Raw genomic sequence first — 18,635 nt, forward strand, 5'->3', positions numbered from 1 at the left:
ATTATGGATTTGAAAAACGTTTATCATTTAATTATATTATATCTGGAACCTCAGAAAATAGTAAAAAAATAATCAAAGAAAATTTTGCCTATCCTGATATCCCATTCGATTATCCAGAAGAGTAAAACTCATAAACTACCTTGCTCGAAATTTTTTTGTGAAGCAGTATTCAACAGACGTTATTTTACCGCTTAGGCCCTTTGTCCTTAGCGGTTTTTGTTTTCCTTTGTGCCCAATATAAATCAAAGATGCACTCTTTGTTCAACCAAAAAGTGCATCTTATCAAACTAGCAAGTTCTTTTATTTTGCAGCTCACGAATTTGAGAGCTATCACGGAAAAACTGTAATCCACGGTCTCATAAATCAATTATCTATTAGTCATTGCTGCTATTTTCTAATCACTTCTGTCGTATTTTTATCAGTAAAAACCGCCTCTCTTAGATCACTTCAGCTTAGTTATACGCAAGCTACCGTTTTTCTCTGAAAATTATTTATCAATTAATTTATATAGTGTACTTGCTGTTGTTCAACTAACGGGTAACTAATCAGTTTTTCACTGTCTAGGTCTTCTTTATGCATATCTACCGCGACGATTTGACTATTTTCATAGGTCCGATAGTAATAGATTCCTTTATCGACGTTGCAACAAGAAGAATAGATGGTATATTCATATTTCCCATCGCCAACGTCGCATAATCCTTTTTGCTGTTCGACAGACCCTAAAATATGGAAAAATTGGCTGATACTTTCTGATTCTGAATCACCAGATACAGAATTCAATTTCGTGAATGCAGCCCTCACAAATCGAGACATCGAGGAGAGATCCCCAGGCAACCCGATTCCCCCCATTCCTCTACTGTATTCATGCAGTTCAAGGGCATCTGAAAAGGTATTAGCAGGAGTTTTTCTCGACAAAGAACGGTAATTGTTTAAATTGAACAAATGATAGTCAAAAGAAGGGTTGTTCGTTAATACACCGAGGGGGTTATCATAAACATGAAGACCGTCTTTCTTACTTTCTACAACGATCGAAGACTCTTTATCTGCTAATAACCAGTGCAAAGGCGATAGCGGAAGTTTTTCGCTAAAGTTGATATTGACCAAATTGATTTTATTCAGCAACTCTTTTGCTTCAGCTACCGTACTGCATTGCCCTAAAATCCAAGGAATGAATTCAAACGGAGTAATGTTGTCTTTATTTTCCATTGGTTCTTTGTAATCGGCAAGACCAGGAAAATTCAAACCAGCCATGCTCAAGCCTTTTTCATTCGTCGCATCATAATACAATGGATAGTCTGCTATACCAGCAGCAATCCCGATCATCGCATAATGCTTGGGCAAGGCATCGACTTTTCGGAAGTTCAGCGGATAATTTTTAGGAGTAATCGTGACTACTTCTTCATAGGACAGCTCATAATCAAAGTTTCTACCAAAATAGTGGTCTCGCGTTGAATAAGTAATGGATGTACACATAATTTCTCCTCCTGATGTTAATTTTTTCACTTACTATTTTACTACTAATTGCTTTTTTTTCAAAAAAAACGATTGTGTCAACAATTCATTTCGTAAGGATGAGTTACAGCTCTTTTCTCCTTCTGATTTCAGGAAAAACAAATAGCATTCTTCATCGATGCGAGGTAAAATAAAGGAAAAACTTTTTACATTGCAAAATGATCCTGAATCGGAGAGGAAGCTTTCAATGGATACGATGATGAAAAGTATCATTACTGAAAAAGACTTATTACGACAAATTCTGCTTCTTGAAGAGTTGTCCAATCACAAAACGATTACAGCAAAGGCATTGGCTGCTTCGATTCAAACCACAGAGCGTACTGTTTTTTCAGATATTCAGTATATTCGGGACCAGTTGCCTAGCGGCTGGGAGATTGAAGCCACCAGTAATGGCTTGTCACTGCAAAAAAAAGATTCCCAATTAACGAACCAATTGTGGGAAAGTTTCCTACCTCTTTCCATTGGCGCCACGTTGATCAAGCAGCTATTTTTCGCTAAAGAAATCGCGACACAATCTTTCTTGCTTGATAGTGGGATTTCTTTTGAAACATTAAAACGTCATGTTACGAAAATCAATCGGGGCATTAAACCCTATAATATTCGGATTCAATTGAATGCAAAACTGGCAAAGTTAGCTGGTAACGAAATCAGTATTCGCGTTTTCTTTCATCGCTTGTTGCTGCCTTTTACCCATAATAATTATTTCTTTGAAGATTATGCTATCCATGAATCCCATTACCTCAATTTTCTGCAGTCATTAAAGCAGCAAGAGTTAGCTGTTCTGTCTGAACAGATTTTTGGTACTTGTTGGTTCTTTATCAATACGATTCGGATCAAAGCCAATTGTCGGGTCAGTACATTTGCTTTTGATTCTTCTGATCCGCTTTTTTTGCAATATCAGCAGCCGTTACAGAGGGTCTATCAAAAAGAAGGCGTCTATTTGGATCAAGAGGAATGTTTTTTTAGCTTTTACTGCTTTTTGGAAAGCTGGAATTACAACAATCAGTGGACAAGCAAAATTGCTGTCACACTGGATGCCTATCAGGAAATCAAACAAGCCGTTCAGCGATTTGTTCAAGAACTTGGACAAGAACTGGCGATTCCCCTACTTTCAGAAACCCAATTAGCGGACAATTTGCTGCTCTTGGTGTTAAAATTCAATGAATCTGCCAAACTATCTGATCAATTTCAACTGGAATATCAAGAGATGATCCACATCCGTCAACACAATTATCAAGCGATTTTTGAGCGATTACGAAAATTTGTTTTAGATCCAAAATTTGCCATTGTAACCGATGAACCTAAGTATATCTTGAATATGGCTTCACTCTTGGTGCAACAAGCTGTGCTTCAGGCACGCCCCGTAACGACCCGTGCTTTCTTTTTCTTTCAAGGAGAACCAGCATGGAAAGTGTTCTTGCAACAGGAAATAAGTGCTTATTTAGGTTCTAGGATCGAATTAGTCCCAGTTGAACCTGCTGAATTCGCAATGATGACGACTCGAAATGACGATTTCATTATTTCGAACGTCCCTTTGGACGATCCCAAATTACCAGTCTTCTATCTTTCAATGTTGCCAACAAAAAATGAGCTCAATCAATTGACTGAACTCATCCAAACTTTTTATCTGATCAACCAATGACTTAACTTAGCTCATTGGTTGTTTTTGTGTCTTGTCGATTGGCGCGGCGCTTCATGAGATGCTTTTCCCCTTCAACCACCGCAAAGAGTAAGAGCCCATTTGCTGCAATACTCAGGTGCTGCACTAGTGTCAGTGATGTGGTACCAATCAGCTGCTGCGCCACTGGCAACACCAGAACCATTCCTTGCAAAATCACCAAGATTCCTAGAGAAATGAATAGTGCCCGATTTTGGAACATCCGCTTGTTTAATGCGGGCTCTAAAAGCTCACGACAGTTCAGCATGTACACTGCTTGTCCTAACACGATATTCTGCAGGAGAATCGTTTGCTGAACTGCTTGCCCTTCAAATTGCATGGACAAGAAGTAAGCAGGAATCATGATCAGTAGAGAAACATAGACGATTCGGAACATGCTGTAGAGAGAAAGAATGCCTTGGTTGACTGGACGAGGCGGCCGGTCCATGACATCTTTGCTCGCCTTTTCAAAGCCTAATGCGTAAGACAATGTAATCGTCGTTACCATATTGACCCATAAAATTTGAACCGGTGTTAGTGGCAGTGGCCGATTTAGCAAGAGGGCAAAAATCACGATCAATCCTTGCGCCAATGCAGTTGGTAAAAAGAAGTTGATGGTTTTTTTCAAATTGTCAAAGATCCGTCGTCCTTCTTTGACCGCATTGGCGATAGTATGGAAATTGTCATCTGCCAACACCATATCCGCCGCTTGCTTGCTCACTTCGCTTCCTTTGATTCCCATGGCGATTCCGATGTCCGCTTTTTTCAACGCGGGAGCATCATTGACACCATCTCCGGTCATGCCTACGATTTCACCATTATTTTGTAACGCTGTTACGATCCGCAACTTATGCTCGGGTGTCGTTCGAGCAAAGACATCGACATGCTTGACTTGCTGTGCCAACTCTTCATCTGACATTTGATCAATATCCAACCCTTCAAGGACTTTTTTGGTATGTTTCAATCCCACTTGCTCGCCGATAGCTTGTGCGGTTTCTTTGTGATCCCCTGTGATCATTTTGACTTGGATCCCTGCTTGTAAAGATTCTTTCACTGCCTTGATTGCACTGTCTTTTGGCGGATCAATGATTCCTGCTAATCCGACAAAGACTAAGTCTTCCACTGTTTCGTGAGCAATTTGATTCGAGGCAGGAACCGTCTTATAAGCAAAGCCGAGAACCCGTTGTCCTTTTTGTGCCAGCTCAGATGCTGTCTGCTGCCAATGAGCCAGTGCTTCTGCAGTTAATTGGCTTTTGCTTAGTAAAACTTCTGGCGCACCTTTTACATATAGAACTGATTGATCCTCTTGTACTGGGTGCAAAGTAGCCATGTACTTGTAAGTAGAACTGAAAGGAATTTTTGCTGCGACTTGTTGCAGCGGCACTTTCTGATGCTCGACATATTGAATTAACGCACGCTCGGTTGGATTCCCTTGCAAGTCAGCGGCACGTTGCGAAGCCTCCTGTTTCAGATCTTGACAGTTTTCCATGATATCGTACATCATTTGTTGATCCGTTTCTGATGTGGTGACTGTTTCCACGACGGTCATTTCATTTTTCGTCAATGTTCCTGTTTTGTCCGAACAAATGACAGTCATTGCACCAAGAGTTTCAACTGACGGCATTGTCTTGATGATTGCTTGCTGATCTGCCATTTCCTTGACACCCATTGACAAAATCATCGTCAGAACTGCTGGCAGCCCTTCTGGTACCATTGCCACAATCAGTGCGATCACTGATGAAAACAGCAAGTTCATTTCTAAACCGTATCGGAATGCAGTAAAGAAAATCAAGAAGAGGATCAACAGGACGATGCCGCGAAAAATCTGCTTATTCAATTGATGCATTTTCTTTACTAATGGTGTTTCTTGGGATTGGACTGATTGTAGCGCTTGATTGATTTTACCAATTTCTGTCTGATCACCAGTTGCTACCACCACACCAATCGCTGATCCGCTCTGAACCAGTGTGCCTGAGAAAACCATATTTTTTTGATCGCCAATGATGCTTTCCTCCGTGATGACTTGCTCTGTTTTTTTGACTGGCTCAGATTCTCCAGTCAAAATGGACTCTTCTACGACCAATCCATGTGTTTCGATCAATCGCATATCCGCTGGTACGACATCGCCGGCCTTCAATGAAACCAAATCGCCTTGAACGATCGACTCTACGTCAACGGTTTGCTGCAGCCCTTCTATCAGGACTACGGCTTCTTGTCCCATCATTTGTTTCAAGCCGTCCAAAGACTCCTCTGCTTTTCGTTCCTGCCAGTAGCCAACGATTCCGTTGATGATCACAACTAGAAGGATAATGCCGCTCTCGACGTAGTCACCGGTGACAGCCTTTAACGCGGCAGCCACCATCAACACGATCATCAAAAGATCCGTAAAGTGTTTGGCGATTTTTTGCCAAGTTTTCGTTTGGGCTTTTTCCGCCATGCGATTTGGACCCTTCGCTTCTAACCGTGCCTGACGTTCTTTATTTGAAAGTCCGCGACGATTGGACTGTAGCTGCTGCAATAATTGTTCTTTTGAAATTTGATACCATTTCATTGTCATTCCCCCTAAAGAGTTTTTAGCTTTCGCTTGTCTATAAGTATAGGGGGATTTAAAAAAAAGAAACGGTCGATTATTTCAGTCTGATATGAAAAAAATGCTCCTTAAAAATAATGATTTCTTTTTTAAGCCGATCCATTTCCATCACTGTTCACATTGGCAATTTTTCCATAAAATGCGGCGACTGCCTGCGCCGTTTCAGTCATATTTGCTAACGTCACACTTTTTTTCATTGCTTTTTTAAGGAGAATCGGACCAGATTGAATACTAAAAATACCAGCAAAATACGGAAGGATTCCCCCTAGATTTGACTCCCTTTGACCACACAGTGCAACGACTGGAATCCCATGGCTCTGTGCGATTTTGGCCACACCCATTGGCACTTTCCCGGCTGCCGTTTGACGGTCAAAACGGCCTTCACCGGTGATGATCAACGAGGCATCACTGATTCTGGTCTCTAACTTCAATAATTTGGCGATGGTCATAAATCCTGGACAAATTTGTCCTCCCAGCAAGACGATCCCACCACCAATTCCTCCAGCCGCTCCCGTTCCAGCAATTTCATTTAAATCAAGATCGTATTTCTGCTTTACGAAAGAAGCCACTTTTTTTGCTTGTTGCTCCAATTCCTGTACTGTTTGAGGTGATGCCCCTTTTTGAGGACCAAAAATAGTCGCGAATCCTTCTTCTCCGGTGTAGGGATTCGTCACATCTGCCAAAGCCAGCAATTCAATACCAGCGAACAACCGTCGCACCTTGGCAAGCGAAAAATGGCTTACTGATAACAATGGGTTAGGATCAGCTGTTGGTTGATTGCTCATTTCAGCTCCTAACGCCTTCAGCAACCCTAGGCCGCCATCGGTTGTGGCACTTCCCCCTAAAGTCACATAAATCTTTGCTACTTTTTCGTTGATTGCATCTGCGATTAAAAGACCCAATCCATAGGAGCTAGCCTGTCTGGTCGTTTTATCCGTTGGATCCAGGAGTTGGATACCAATAATTGCGGCACATTCAATAATTGCGACTCGCTTTTGATCAATTGTCGTCAATAAATAGGAAACAAGGCGTTCTTCTCCTAGAGGTCCAACGCTGGCTACTGTTTTATACGACCCGCCATAAGCAGCAAATAAAGCAGCCATTGTGCCTTCTCCACCATCTGCGATAGGAATCGATTCTTTTTTCCATTCCCCGGAAAAACCTTTCAATGCTGCGTGATTTAACTCTTCTGAGGTGGCACTCCCTTTAAATGAGTCAATCATTGCGATCACTTTCATCTTAAACCCTCACATCCTTTTCTTTTATTAAACAATGAATCAGCCGATTCAACAAGAAAAAGAGCGATCTCTTCTGTCAACTAATGGTTGACTTTATCAATTGAAAGTTAACTTGTTCTCCATTGTGCTCCTGTCTTACCTGTTCTACAATAAAGCTAATCAAATCACAGGAGGTGCATCATGGAAATACCCATTGGCCAAGAAATCGCTAAAAGACGAAAAGACAAGCAAATCACACAAACCGAACTGGCTGATTTTATGAATGTTTCTAAGGCATCGGTTTCCAAATGGGAGACCGGACAGTCTTACCCAGATATTACTTTATTGCCCCTCTTAGCTGCTTTTTTTGACTGTAGTGTAGACGAACTTTTAGCAATCAATTCTCAATTAACAGCCCAAGAAATCAAGCGAATTTATCAGTTGCTCAACGAGTCTTTTGAAATAAAAGAGGCAGAAGACGTGTTAAGTATGATGGAAGGTTTTATTCGACGGTATTATTCCTGCTATCCATTCCTATTACAGATGGGACTTTTTTATTTGAATAATTGGGATCTATTACCTACTCCCTCAAAGACGGACCTTCCTGAACAAACGCCAGCTGATCAAATTAACGCAGAAACCAAAAAGAACCATTATTTACAAGAAGCGGTCAAACTGTTTGAACAAGTAAAAAATAATGGTAGCTCCGAGCTTGTTCAGCAAGCGAAATTTTATCAAGCATATTCGATGACCATGTTGGGACAGGCCGAAGAGGTATTGACGATCTTAGGTCATAAGACCCCCACTTTCTTGCCTGTGGAACCGTTGATTGCAGCAGCACTCCAACAAACGAATGATGTTGCAGCAGCAGAAACGGTGTTGCAAAGTGCCATTTATCAATACGTCACCGTTTTACTCAGTTTATTAACGAATTACACGCTTTTACTGACACAAAAGCCTGCAGCTATGGAAACCACCTATCAACGAGGGCTGGACTTTTGTGACGCATTTGACTTAGCTAGACTGCATCCAATCATTATGCTCAATTTTTTGGCGGCCTGTTTGACGACTTTCGCAGCACAAGGCAATAATGAACTCTTGCTTCTCGCTTTGACCCGCTATGTCTCATTATTAGAAGAAACGGATGACCCTTATTTTCTTCATGGCGATGATTACTTTGATCAAATTGACAGCTGGATAGATGAACTTGATCTTGGGAATCAATTACCCCGCAGTTCATACATGGTGAAGAAACAATTGACTGGGCTGATTCTTGAGTCTCCACTGCTGCAGCCTTATCAAGAGCAGCAGACGTTTGCAGAATTATTCCAACGCTTACAAACAATTGCCGTTCAAACAGCTGATGATTTTCATGGAAAGGAGGAAACAAGATGATACACACGAGTCTTCCAGAAAATTTTAGTGTTTATTTACCCATTCTGATTCCATTAGTGCTTTTGCAGTTTACGTTGATTCTGGTTTCGGTTTTGGATATCGTCAAACAGAAACAGTTTAAATTCGGCAATCGTACGTTATGGATTCTCGTTTCTTGTTTGATCAGTATTATTGGACCAATTCTATACTTTACGTTTGGAAAAGGAGAAAAAGAATGAACGCTATTGAAATCAATCAATTGTCGAAATCCTTTGGTGAAAGAAAAATTCTCGATGCGATTTCTTTTGCTGTTCCGAAAGGCAGTGTAGTAGGATTTGTCGGTGAGAATGGTGCGGGGAAAACGACCACTATGAAGCTGATTTTAGGCTTACTCAAATCAGATAGCGGTCAGATTACCGTTTGCAATGAACCGGTGGTCTATGGAAATGCGCAAACAAACCGCAAGATAGGTTACTTGCCTGACGTTCCTCAATTCTATTCTTTTATGACCGCAGCAGAATACCTTCATTTTTGCGGAAAAATAAGCGGACTTGGCAAACAGTTGTCTAGCCAGATTGATGAGATTCTTCAGCTAGTCAATCTTGAAAAGTCCAACAAAAAAATCAGCAGTTACTCACGGGGGATGAAGCAACGGCTGGGTCTAGCACAAGCGTTATTATCAAAACCAGAAATACTGATTTGCGATGAACCGACTTCTGCACTGGACCCTCTGGGACGGAAAGCCTTTCTGGATCTTTTACTTGCTATTAAACAAGAAACGACAGTGCTTTTTTCTTCCCATATTTTATCGGATGTCGAACAAATCTCTGATTATGTGGCGATCTTGCATCAGGGGAAAATCAAGCTCTTTGGTGAGATGGAGGAATTAAAGACAAAATTCCGGCAAGAAGATTATCATCTTCAATTTGCTACGCCAGAAGACACAGCGCGTTTTTGTCAGCTTGCCGACGCTGCAGCCATTGATTGGAAGAGGGAGAACCATCAGTTGACGATTCCAGAAAATCCCAGCTCTCAGCAAGGGCAAAAAGTGTTGCAGTTATTGGTCGAAAACGAGTTAGTGCCGCAACTCTTTCAAAAAAATGACTCTTCACTGGAAAAAATCTATTTGGAGGTAGTCAAATGATGCAGCTCACAGTTTTTTTAAGAAAAGAATTTTTAGGTGGCTGGCGCAGCAAAAAAATCGTGATCTGTGGGGTAATTTTCGTAATTGTCGGGATACTGTCTCCTTTTCTAGCAAAAATCATGCCCGATATTTTTTCTTCTATGGTAACAGAAGGTATCCAGATTACTGTTTCTACCCCCACATCTGTCGATTCATGGCTGCAATTTTATGGCAATATTGGTTCATTAGGATTATTGGTTTTCGTGATTCTCTTTGCGGACACGATTTGTGCAGAAATTGAAAAAGGAACGCTGATCAATCTGATTACTAAAGGATTATCCAGACAGACGATTCTTTTTTCAAAAGCGCTTTATCTTTATTGCCTTTGGACGCTTTTCTACGGTGGGGCTTTTCTCATCTGTCAGCTCTATACGAGGATTTATTTCGATGATTCGTTGACCCATCAGCTCAGTAGTGCTTGTTTTAGTTATTGGCTCTTCGGTATTTTTGCCATCAGTTTGCTGCTGTTAGGGTCTACCTTTGCCAAAAATGTCTACCAAGTCTTACTCTTTTTTGGCGGCCTGTTACGGCATGGGAGTATTGCTTCATTTCTTTGACTCCTTTCAAAAGATCAATCCTTATTCATTATCCAGCCAGACGATTGCTTATATTCAAGGAGAATCTGAATTGAAAACTTTTGTACCAGCGGTTTTGATTGCATTCGCTGGATCGCTGTTGTCGCTAGTCATCAGTCGCAGCATTTTACAAAAAAGAAAGCTCTAACGCCGCCTCAAGAATGGAAACAAGAGGCCCTCTGTCCTTTCTGCACAGAGGGCCTCTTTCTATGGTCAAGCCTTTCACATCAGTTGGTTAAAGAGACGACTTCGTTTACTTCTTTCTGAATAAGGAAACTAATGTCTCTATCTCTTGGCAACTCAGAAAAAATGGTGATCCCCCTATGTTTACCCTCCTGCTCCGCCTTTTTCCTCTTTGGCAGGTGTTACTTTGAGTAAGGGGTTCCTTGCTTCTTTACGTCGAAGAAATTGACGCTGCCCTCTCAAAAGGAGGCTCATAAAAAAGGCAATCAGATAGATCGAACAGGCGGAAATAATTGCTTCTTTCCATCCAAATACGAGAAAATTCAATGCGATGATCGTCGTATTCGTTAAAAAGATTCCCACTGCTTTCTTTACGCCAAAATATTTTTCAAAGATCAGCGGCGGGATCGTAACCCCTCCATTGGATGCACCAATGCAGTAAAGGGAAAAGACACCTAAACTGAAAAAGAAACTGCCTAGAACCAATGAGGCAGGATAAAATTCCCATGCCATCCAAACAGGAATTCTGGCTAACATCACTGGAAATAAGAGACTGCCTAAAACCGTATTGAAAAAAACATGCCGCTCTAAAAGTAGAAAAGCCAGACCCAGCATCAGCAAGTTGATACCCCAAACGACGAAATGGCGATTTATAGCTAAGCCAGTTTCAAGTAAGTAACCGATGGATCCTACTCCTGCTGAGGCGATACTGTGAGGCAATAAAAAAAAGTTCAATGCGACACAGATCCAAAATACACCCAATGTAATCAGTCCTACTCGTTTGATAGTCATTCCATCGTTTCCTTTCCCTAACTCCCTAGATAAGACTGTTAGATATTGCAGTTAGTTTAACAAAGAAAACTATCAAAAGAAGAGTCAAAATTTTCATCTCGCCATGAAAATTTTGACTCTTCTATAAGCCTGCTTTTCCGAATAAAGAAATTGATTGATTCTGCCTATCCGACTTTTCCTATCCCTCACTAGAAATGTATAGCCTTCTGTTGATTAAAAAAGCGGGCTCTTCCACGATTTGTGCAATGAGCTCAGCGACTTGTTGATCAGTTTCAGAAAATCGCGTTTTTTTGTTAGCTTGCGGATTAGGTGTCTGAGAACATTTTGGGAAAGAATTTGGAAGATACAAGAAGGTGTAGTCACATTCTGATTCTTCAATCAACCCTACTGACAACTCCATTTGTCGGCTTAGTCTTTGCTTTTGCAAACCGCTTCCGTCAGAGAACATTCCCGACAAACGGGAGATGTCTGCTGGTTCTATCAGACAAATAAGCCGTTTGAGCCCCAGAAGTTTCATTGCTTCCATGATCCGCCATGTAACTCTTGAATCTTGTACGCCAGAGAGACAAACCAAATCACAACCAATCATTCCTTGTAAAATCTTGCCTAAATCATTAGGATCCCCCTGAATGACTTTTTCCCATTGCGCATCAGTAAGGACCATTGTCTCATTCTTTTTAGTCGGATACAAAACAAGTGGCACATTTCTAGCTAAAAGGCTTTGTCTGATAGCAATTGAATGGGGCTCTTGATTGCCAAAAATCATTACTTTTGTCATAAGGATCCTTTCTTCTTCTGGTCACCTTACAAAAAACTGCTCGTATCTCCTTTATTTTTGAACAAACACTTTTTGACGCAATTCAGCTTCTGCTGGAATGATGTGGTCATCGTAGTGCTCCAATTTATATTCCAGCCGTTCCACCGCTTCTGTCATAGTAGCAATGCGTTCATGCAGCGTCGCGATTTGCTCTGCTAACAATTGTTTTCTTTGCGGAACGGTTTGACTTCCCTCACGAAATAACGTCAAATAGGTTGATAAAGCCTCGATCGAAAGTCCGGCTTTTCTCATTTTACTGGTAAACTCGATCCATTTGAGATCTTCTTCATCAAAGACTCGAACACCATGCGCATTACGTTTGACTGGTGGTATGAGGGCAATCTTTTCATAATAGCGGATCGTATCTGCAGAAAGACCGCTAAGTTCACTTATTTTTTTGATATTCAAATCGACACCCCTTCTTATCTGAAAAAATCAATTGGCTCCTACAACCGCATGCGGCAGATAAGGCTCTTCCAAATAAGCCACTTCTTCTGTTGATAATGTGAGATCAATGGCTGGTATTGCATCTAGCAAATGGCTTTCTTTAGTCGCGCCAATGATCGGTGCCACCACTGATTCTTTTTGCAATAACCAAGCCAATGCCACTTGTGCTCGTTTGACTTGCCGTGCCTCGGCAACCTCTGCGACACGTTGAACAATCAATTGGTCTTGCTCTTTCGTTTGATCATATTTTGATCGCGCCGTCTTATCCGTCACAAATCGCTTGGTTTGTGCATCCCAGTCGCGGGTCAAACGACCGGCAGCTAATGGACTGTAAGGTGTAACCGCAATTTTTTGATCATCACAAAGTGGCAGCATTTCCCGCTCCTCTTCACGATACAATAAATTCAAATGATTTTGCATGGACACAAATTTGGTCCAGCCATGTTTATCCGCAACCGCCTGTGCTTTAGCAAATTGCCAAGCATACATCGCAGAAGCTCCGATATAACGGACTTTGCCTGCTTTCACTAAATCATGAAGTGCTTCCATCGTTTCTTCGATCGGTGTGGTGTAATCCCAACGATGGATAATGTACAGGTCCACATAGTCCATTTGTAATCGTTTTAAACTTTGATCGATTTCAAAAAAGATTGCTTTTCGTGAGAGCCCACCACTATTGGGTGCTTTTTTCATTTTAGAATAGAGCTTGGTTGCGACGACGATCTCATCCCGAGGGGCAAAATCATTCAACGCTTTCCCCAATATTTCTTCGCTGGCACCATAGGAATAAATATTCGCTGTGTCAAAAAAATTGATCCCTAGATCAAGGGCTTTTTTGATGACTTCTCGACTTTCAGTTTCTTCCAAGACCCATTCATGAAAGCCGCTTTTCGGATCACCAAAACCCATTGCCCCTAAACAAAGGGGGGAAACTTCCAATCCTGTATGTCCAAATTTTACATAATCCATTGTCGTTCCTCCTTAAAATTGATACTTCTAGCATACGCCTTAGAGTGAACTCTAAGTCAACCCCTTTTTTAATAATTAAAAAAATTCAGATTGATCGTCAGCTCACGAAAATTCGCATCTTGATAATTTTCCCGCCAATTTTTGGCCCGCTTCTCAAAATAGTGTTCGGTTTCCTTCTGATAAAAAATTCTTGCTAAAGAAATTGCTTGGTCAAAGCATTCATTGCCTTTTTCTGGTTGTTTTTCCAGATAAAAAAGGATTCCTTGGTTGAAAATATAGGAGATCCTAGGACGCAATAATATTGTACGTTCATCCAGACTCTGCCGATACAGTTTTTGGATCTTTCTGGCAGCTGGAAGATTGCGATGAAAGACATACTTAGAAAAAAAGTTCTCCAACAAATCATAGTAAAGGGCATTGGTTTGCGGAACACGTTGGTACAGCTTGGCTTTTTTCAAAATACTTTTCAGCAATAGATCCATCTGTTCTGTATCCAATGCAAAGGTAAAAATACTGATCAGACGCAACTCCATCTCTCCCCAACTATTGACTTGCTGGAGATAGCTAAGTACTTTTTGAGAATGAATGAATGGACGATCATTTCCTGCATTGAGTACATCTTCAATAAAACAGCCTAAAAATTGCGGCCAATCATAGGGACTCTGACTTTCAGCAAAAAAACGTTGTGCCAATGAACGAGCCGCCTCTTCTTGATTCGTATTAAGATATTCCTGAATCTGTTCGATAGGCTTTTCAAAACGGTCTTTAAAAGTCTGTTTCCCAACAAATTGAAACTCCTCGATGGTCACATTGATATTTTGCAAGCATATAAAAAACTGATCGACCGTCAACATTGATTTCCCATTTTCAAAACGTGAAAGTTGTGCACTTGATATCCCTTGTTGACATGCTTCTTTCAAAGTTATTCCTTTTTCTAACCGCAATTTCTTAAATGTCGCTCCGTAGTCCATTCACAGCACCTCTTTACATATATGTAATTAATCCTTTGTTTTCACTTTACCCTTTTACAATAAAGGTATCAAGAAAGGTATTATGAAAGGAGCAAAAAATGATGAAAAAGGTGTTATTGGTGCATTGGAAAGATCAGGGAATCGTCCTGCTTTTAATGGCAGGAGTTGCACTTTCACAAACACTAGCCAGTTTGCAAAACGTTCAAGTTCTAAACAGTCTCATTCAATTCGATCAAAAAGGATTTGTCCAAGGTGTCGTAGGGATGGTCTTAGCCTATAGCTGTTTCCTGCTTTTTATTTACATACAAATCCGTTATACAGCCTATACGACTCAGAAGATGTCTCTTTATTTGCGAGATCAATTATTGACTCGGCTACGGTACAGTGATTATCAGACATTCCACAAAGTTACCGTAGGCAACTATGCATCAAAATTGAGCAACGATATAACCATGATTGAAACAGATGGCTTCGCCAATATCTATCAGGTCATGCAAGGTGTATTGTCTTCACTATTTGCCGTTATTGCATTAGCCCAATTTCATTGGTCATTGATTGTGCTCACCTTAGGTCAATCCTGTTTGTTGCTTTTGTTACCGAAAATCTTTCAAAAAAAGATGAAACGATCTGCTGTTGCTACCGCTCAGGCAAATGAAGCTTTTTTAAGTAAAACCAACGAACTGTTAACTGGATTCGATACTTTCCTAAATTTCCAGCGTCTCGATTTTCTTAAAAACAAACTGTTAGATTCCGCACAAAGGATTCGATTGGCAAAATTAAAACAAGCACAAGTGATGGCTGCTGTTTCCGTAACTGGCGGAGTTGGTAATGTGACAGGTCAATTGAGTGTCTTAGGTTTTACTGGCTACTTGGCTTTTCTGCAGATCGTTCCCATCGGAGCGATTACCGCAACAGGGAATCTTGCTTCGACAATCTTTAACACATTAGGAAATATCAGTTCCTATTTGTCCAAAATACAAGGAACACTTCCTTTGTTTGATGCATTTGCTTATGAGAACCCAGCGAATGAGGGTTCTCTGCCCAGCAAAAAAACAAACAATGCCAAAGATCTTGTGTTGGCACAAGCTTCTTATTGTTATCCAAGGACAGATGGAAAACCGCAGCGAATGTTGTTCCATCTCTCAACCACTTTTAAAGCTGGACAAAAGTATGCCATCGTGGGGGAAAGCGGCTCAGGCAAGTCAACATTATTCAGTTTGTTGACTGGACGGCGCAAAGACTATAGCGGATCGATCCGCTTAGGAGAAACGGAAATAAAAGAAATCCCTTTAGAAGAATTGCAAGACAATGTAACAGTGATTGATCAACGGCCATTTGTCTATCAAGCATCGATTCGCGAGAATCTGACATTCGGACAATTCTTTTCTGATGCCGAAATCGAGCAAGCACTAAAAAAAGCGGAACTCTTTGCAGTTATTGAACAACTACCTGAGCAGTTAGACACGGTCCTTACCGAAACCGGCGGTAATTTATCAGGCGGACAATTGCAGCGCCTTGCACTAGCTAGAGGCTTTCTATGGAAAAAACCTATTTTATTAGTTGATGAAGGAACCTCTAATCTTGATCAAGAAAATGCTAAAAAAATCGAGAAATTATTGTTGCAACAACCGCAAACTGTCCTGTTTATTACCCACCACCTTCGAGACGAAATCGCCGAAAAATTGGATGGTGTTCTCTCACTTACATCCCCCTAATCATTCAAGCAAATGAATCACGATTCCTCTTTGTTCAACAGCTATTATTTGCTAAACTGAAAGTAGCTGATTCAACAAATCAATGCGTTGATTCTTAATAAAGCATTGATTTGTTGTTTGCTAAAAAAGAAATAAGCCAATGGAGGTTTTTGATGGTCAACCCACAGCTAATGCATTATTTAGAAACAACGATCATTCCGCAATACAAGCAATTAGATACCAGTCATTCCCCCGAACACGTCTATCAAGTGCTCAAAAATAGTAGAGAAATCGCTGCCCCATTATCGGTTGATTTAGACATTGTCTCTACCGTTGCTGTCTTTCATGATCTTGGTCTATTAAACGGACGAAAAAATCATGAACGATCTTCAAGACTTATGGTAGAATCGGATGCTTTTTTAGCGGGTTACTTTACTAAAGAACAACGTAAAATCATCGGAGAAGCCGTCGAAGATCATCGTGCTTCCCTCTCCTATGAGCCACGATCCATCTATGGCAAAATCATTTCAGAAGCTGATCGTGATCTTGACTTTTATCGGATTCTCGAACGCACGATTTACTTTGCCATCGAGAAAAAGGGGCTTTCCGATCCTGCCAAACTTTGCCAAGAAGCATTTGAATACATTCAGCAAAAATATGGTCCCCACCATCACTTGACCTTTTGGCTCGACTATTCAAAAAATATCGCAGGCTTAGCAGAGATCCATGAAATGCTCGCAGATCCGGTCAAATTTAACAGCGCTTTTTCTGCTTGCTACGAACAACGAATGAAAAAAGCCGAATCTTTGAGCTAAGACGCCAAGATTCGGCTTTGTTTCATTTTTCTAGTCGTTCGATCATTTCTTTCATCTTTTCAATTTCTTCTTTTTGAGTTTGGATGATGTCATCTGCTAGTTCTTTGACCTCAGGATCTTTGATTGCCGCATTGGTACTGGTTAAAATGGCAATCGAATGATGAGGAATCATTGCTTTCATCCACTTCACATCATCAACAGCCGTTTGGGAGCGCACCATGAAAAGCGAACCGCAAAATACGAGTACACTGGCAGCTAAAATTGCTAGATTCCATTTCTTATTTTCGTACATTTTCCACATAAATAAGAGCATGATCATCGCCATCACTGCTCCCATCATCAACGCCATAAATAGTCGAGTCTGACTATAAAAAACATGATCCCATTGAAAAACATTCAGGTACATCATCCCAAACATCACGATCGTCGATACTAAAATCATCACACCAAAACGCACATACTGTTTCATTACTATCTCCTCTTTCCTAAAAAATATCACTATTAGTCTATCAGGAGTGATTGCCCCTACTCAAACGAAACGCTTAGTTGCCATTAGGAAACAAAGCATTTCTTGCAGCTTTTGGCTTGAATCCTCTATCGATTGCCGGAGATTAACATTTTTATTCTATCGCTTTTGCTAGGTTTTTCTTTCAGCTTGTTTGGTCTTTGCAGGAAGAATCTATGCCAAAGCAATAAATTTTGCAGCTGAATAAGAATGTGGTAACTTGATTTTATCACCTGATAAAATTTCTAGGAGGAAGATGTATGTTTTTAGCAATAAATGAAATCCGCCATTCTAAATTGCGGTATGCACTGGTTACCGGTGTCATGTTTTTGATCGCTTACTTAGTTTTTTTCTTGACCGGACTAGCCTATGGTCTTGCTCAAGAGAACCGAACTGCCGTCGATAAATGGTCGGCGTCAGAGATTTTATTAGCTGACGAAGCAAATAACAATTTGAATATGTCCATGATCCCTCGCAATCTCTATAATGAAGTCAAAGCAGACGAGAAAGCTGTTTTGGCCCAAACTGCCGGCGTGATCACCAAGGAATCCGGTGGTGAAAAAGTTGATGTCAGCTTCTTTGGTATTGATCCCGATCAATTTTTGGCGCCAAAAGTCACAGAAGGAGAACTCTTCACAAATGATGAGGAGGCCGTCGCTGACAGTAGCTTGAAAGATGAGTATGACATAAAAATCGGCGATACGATCAAAATAGCCGGCAATGACAAAAAACTTAAAATCGTTGGTTTTACCGAGAATGCCCGTTTCAATGTCGCACCGGTTTTGTACACCACGATTGGCGCTTATCAAGAAATTCGTTTTGAAGCACAAGATACCAGTGATAAAGCCCGGATCAATGCTATCGTGACAAGAGGAACAGTCGATAAAGTACCGGATGAATTAACGGCTACCAAAATCACTGATTTCATCAATGAATTGCCTGGTTACAGTGCTCAAGTACTAACCTTTGGGTTTATGATTGGTTTTCTAATCGTGATTGCGGCCATCGTGATTGGGATCTTTATTTATGTCTTGACTATGCAGAAATCTGATATTTTTGGTGTTATGAAGGCACAAGGAATTTCCAGCCGTTACATCGCATTTTCTGTGATCGCCCAAACTTTCCTTTTAGCAACCGTTGGTGTTTTGGTAGGATTGGCGGCAACGATCGGTACTTCATTGGTTCTGCCGCAAGCTGTGCCCTTCCAAGTAAATAGTCTCTTTTTTGCAGGTATCAGTGTATTGATGATTTTGATTGCGATTGTCGGGGCCTTCTTCTCTGTAAGAACGATCGTTAAGATTGACCCGTTGAAAGCAATTGGATAGGAGGAGAAA

Annotated in this window: 18 protein-coding genes; 9 read left to right on the plus strand and 9 right to left on the minus strand. The window is 40.8% G+C overall.

The features are described 5' to 3' along the window. Nucleotides 1–498: 498 nt before the first annotated feature. Complete coding sequence (bsh, locus tag Q0A12_RS06110) at nt 499–1,473, minus strand: choloylglycine hydrolase (protein ID WP_291291774.1); 975 nt, start codon at nt 1,471–1,473, stop codon at nt 499–501. Nucleotides 1,474–1,699: 226 nt separating this feature from the next. On the opposite strand from bsh, the gene Q0A12_RS06115 reads away from it, so the two are divergent. After that, complete coding sequence (locus Q0A12_RS06115) at nt 1,700–3,154, plus strand: helix-turn-helix domain-containing protein (RefSeq protein ID WP_291291775.1); 1,455 nt, start codon at nt 1,700–1,702, stop codon at nt 3,152–3,154. A 1-nt stretch (nt 3,155) separates the two neighbouring features. Here the strand turns inward: Q0A12_RS06115 and Q0A12_RS06120 are convergent, their stop codons facing one another. Both Q0A12_RS06120 and Q0A12_RS06125 read right to left on the minus strand, forming a co-directional pair. Continuing rightward, nucleotides 3,156–5,720, minus strand: a complete 2,565-nt coding sequence (locus Q0A12_RS06120) for an HAD-IC family P-type ATPase (RefSeq protein WP_291291776.1) — start codon at nt 5,718–5,720, stop codon at nt 3,156–3,158. Nucleotides 5,721–5,848: 128 nt separating this feature from the next. Further along, nucleotides 5,849–6,997, minus strand: coding sequence for a glycerate kinase (locus tag Q0A12_RS06125; protein WP_291291777.1), 1,149 nt, complete (start codon nt 6,995–6,997; stop codon nt 5,849–5,851). 180 nt (nt 6,998–7,177) lie between these two features. Between Q0A12_RS06125 and Q0A12_RS06130 the strand changes: the two genes are divergently transcribed. Genes Q0A12_RS06130 through Q0A12_RS06150 form a run of 5 tightly spaced genes read left to right on the plus strand, consistent with a single transcriptional unit; the run spans nt 7,178 to nt 10,256 of the window. Continuing rightward, nucleotides 7,178–8,371 carry a helix-turn-helix transcriptional regulator gene (locus tag Q0A12_RS06130; protein WP_291291778.1) on the plus strand — a complete coding sequence of 398 codons (1,194 nt, stop codon included), beginning with the start codon at nt 7,178–7,180 and terminating at the stop codon, nt 8,369–8,371. Then, nucleotides 8,368–8,589, plus strand: a complete 222-nt coding sequence (locus tag Q0A12_RS06135) for a PLD nuclease N-terminal domain-containing protein (RefSeq protein WP_291291779.1) — start codon at nt 8,368–8,370, stop codon at nt 8,587–8,589. The genes Q0A12_RS06130 and Q0A12_RS06135 overlap by 4 nt, the downstream gene beginning before the upstream one ends. Beyond that, entirely contained in the window at nt 8,586–9,494 is a 909-nt protein-coding gene (locus tag Q0A12_RS06140; protein ID WP_291291780.1) for an ABC transporter ATP-binding protein, read from the plus strand. The genes Q0A12_RS06135 and Q0A12_RS06140 overlap by 4 nt, the downstream gene beginning before the upstream one ends. Further along, the gene (locus Q0A12_RS06145) at nt 9,491–10,090 is read left to right on the plus strand and encodes an ABC transporter permease subunit (RefSeq protein ID WP_291291781.1); all 600 of its coding nucleotides are present in this window, start codon (nt 9,491–9,493) and stop codon (nt 10,088–10,090) included. Before Q0A12_RS06140 ends, Q0A12_RS06145 begins: the two co-directional genes overlap by 4 nt. Next, nucleotides 10,065–10,256 (plus strand): hypothetical protein, encoded by a 192-nt coding sequence (locus Q0A12_RS06150; RefSeq protein ID WP_291291782.1) that lies wholly within the window; start codon nt 10,065–10,067, stop codon nt 10,254–10,256. The genes Q0A12_RS06145 and Q0A12_RS06150 overlap by 26 nt, the downstream gene beginning before the upstream one ends. Nucleotides 10,257–10,435: 179 nt before the next feature. Here Q0A12_RS06150 and Q0A12_RS06155 read toward each other — a convergent pair whose 3' ends face one another. The 5 genes from Q0A12_RS06155 to Q0A12_RS06175 form a co-directional block, all read right to left on the minus strand. Next, entirely contained in the window at nt 10,436–11,083 is a 648-nt protein-coding gene (locus Q0A12_RS06155) for a YitT family protein (protein ID WP_291291783.1), read from the minus strand. 178 nt (nt 11,084–11,261) lie between these two features. Continuing rightward, a complete protein-coding gene (locus tag Q0A12_RS06160) occupies nt 11,262–11,861 on the minus strand; it encodes an NAD(P)H-binding protein (RefSeq protein ID WP_291291784.1) in 600 nt (199 codons plus the stop codon). A gap of 51 nt (nt 11,862–11,912) precedes the next feature. Next, the gene (locus tag Q0A12_RS06165) at nt 11,913–12,308 is read right to left on the minus strand and encodes a MerR family transcriptional regulator (protein WP_291291785.1); all 396 of its coding nucleotides are present in this window, start codon (nt 12,306–12,308) and stop codon (nt 11,913–11,915) included. Between the two features lie 27 nt (nt 12,309–12,335). Then, nucleotides 12,336–13,316 (minus strand): aldo/keto reductase, encoded by a 981-nt coding sequence (locus Q0A12_RS06170; RefSeq protein ID WP_291291786.1) that lies wholly within the window; start codon nt 13,314–13,316, stop codon nt 12,336–12,338. 68 nt (nt 13,317–13,384) lie between these two features. After that, nucleotides 13,385–14,287, minus strand: coding sequence for an Rgg/GadR/MutR family transcriptional regulator (locus Q0A12_RS06175; RefSeq protein ID WP_291291787.1), 903 nt, complete (start codon nt 14,285–14,287; stop codon nt 13,385–13,387). Nucleotides 14,288–14,388: 101 nt separating this feature from the next. On the opposite strand from Q0A12_RS06175, the gene Q0A12_RS06180 reads away from it, so the two are divergent. Together Q0A12_RS06180 and Q0A12_RS06185 are read left to right on the plus strand one after the other, a co-directional pair. Then, nucleotides 14,389–16,002: an ABC transporter ATP-binding protein gene (locus Q0A12_RS06180; RefSeq protein ID WP_291291788.1), complete on the plus strand. Its 1,614-nt coding sequence runs from the start codon at nt 14,389–14,391 to the stop codon at nt 16,000–16,002. 152 nt (nt 16,003–16,154) lie between these two features. Continuing rightward, entirely contained in the window at nt 16,155–16,796 is a 642-nt protein-coding gene (locus Q0A12_RS06185; RefSeq protein ID WP_291291789.1) for an HD domain-containing protein, read from the plus strand. Nucleotides 16,797–16,818: 22 nt separating this feature from the next. On the opposite strand, the gene Q0A12_RS06190 is transcribed toward Q0A12_RS06185, so the two are convergent. Further along, complete coding sequence (locus Q0A12_RS06190) at nt 16,819–17,265, minus strand: DUF305 domain-containing protein (protein WP_291291790.1); 447 nt, start codon at nt 17,263–17,265, stop codon at nt 16,819–16,821. Nucleotides 17,266–17,561: 296 nt separating this feature from the next. Here Q0A12_RS06190 and Q0A12_RS06195 point away from each other — a divergent pair, with 296 nt between their 5' ends. After that, nucleotides 17,562–18,626, plus strand: coding sequence for an ABC transporter permease (locus tag Q0A12_RS06195; protein ID WP_291291791.1), 1,065 nt, complete (start codon nt 17,562–17,564; stop codon nt 18,624–18,626). Nucleotides 18,627–18,635: the final 9 nt, after the last annotated feature.

Source organism: Enterococcus sp., from assembly GCF_022711995.1.
GTDB lineage: Bacteria > Bacillota > Bacilli > Lactobacillales > Enterococcaceae > Enterococcus_D.

Excerpts from the sequence above, each read along its gene's own strand:
- bsh (WP_291291774.1), bottom strand. The coding sequence starts at position 1,473 with ATGTGTACATCCATTACTTATTCAACGCGAGACCACTATTTTGGTAGA.
- Q0A12_RS06115 (WP_291291775.1), top strand. The coding sequence starts at position 1,700 with ATGGATACGATGATGAAAAGTATCATTACTGAAAAAGACTTATTACGA.
- Q0A12_RS06120 (WP_291291776.1), bottom strand. The coding sequence starts at position 5,720 with ATGAAATGGTATCAAATTTCAAAAGAACAATTATTGCAGCAGCTACAG.
- Q0A12_RS06125 (WP_291291777.1), bottom strand. The coding sequence starts at position 6,997 with ATGAAAGTGATCGCAATGATTGACTCATTTAAAGGGAGTGCCACCTCA.
- Q0A12_RS06130 (WP_291291778.1), top strand. The coding sequence starts at position 7,178 with ATGGAAATACCCATTGGCCAAGAAATCGCTAAAAGACGAAAAGACAAG.
- Q0A12_RS06135 (WP_291291779.1), top strand. The coding sequence starts at position 8,368 with ATGATACACACGAGTCTTCCAGAAAATTTTAGTGTTTATTTACCCATT.
- Q0A12_RS06140 (WP_291291780.1), top strand. The coding sequence starts at position 8,586 with ATGAACGCTATTGAAATCAATCAATTGTCGAAATCCTTTGGTGAAAGA.
- Q0A12_RS06145 (WP_291291781.1), top strand. The coding sequence starts at position 9,491 with ATGATGCAGCTCACAGTTTTTTTAAGAAAAGAATTTTTAGGTGGCTGG.
- Q0A12_RS06150 (WP_291291782.1), top strand. The coding sequence starts at position 10,065 with ATGGGAGTATTGCTTCATTTCTTTGACTCCTTTCAAAAGATCAATCCT.
- Q0A12_RS06155 (WP_291291783.1), bottom strand. The coding sequence starts at position 11,083 with ATGACTATCAAACGAGTAGGACTGATTACATTGGGTGTATTTTGGATC.
- Q0A12_RS06160 (WP_291291784.1), bottom strand. The coding sequence starts at position 11,861 with ATGACAAAAGTAATGATTTTTGGCAATCAAGAGCCCCATTCAATTGCT.
- Q0A12_RS06170 (WP_291291786.1), bottom strand. The coding sequence starts at position 13,316 with ATGGATTATGTAAAATTTGGACATACAGGATTGGAAGTTTCCCCCCTT.
- Q0A12_RS06175 (WP_291291787.1), bottom strand. The coding sequence starts at position 14,287 with ATGGACTACGGAGCGACATTTAAGAAATTGCGGTTAGAAAAAGGAATA.
- Q0A12_RS06180 (WP_291291788.1), top strand. The coding sequence starts at position 14,389 with ATGAAAAAGGTGTTATTGGTGCATTGGAAAGATCAGGGAATCGTCCTG.
- Q0A12_RS06185 (WP_291291789.1), top strand. The coding sequence starts at position 16,155 with ATGGTCAACCCACAGCTAATGCATTATTTAGAAACAACGATCATTCCG.
- Q0A12_RS06190 (WP_291291790.1), bottom strand. The coding sequence starts at position 17,265 with ATGAAACAGTATGTGCGTTTTGGTGTGATGATTTTAGTATCGACGATC.
- Q0A12_RS06195 (WP_291291791.1), top strand. The coding sequence starts at position 17,562 with ATGTTTTTAGCAATAAATGAAATCCGCCATTCTAAATTGCGGTATGCA.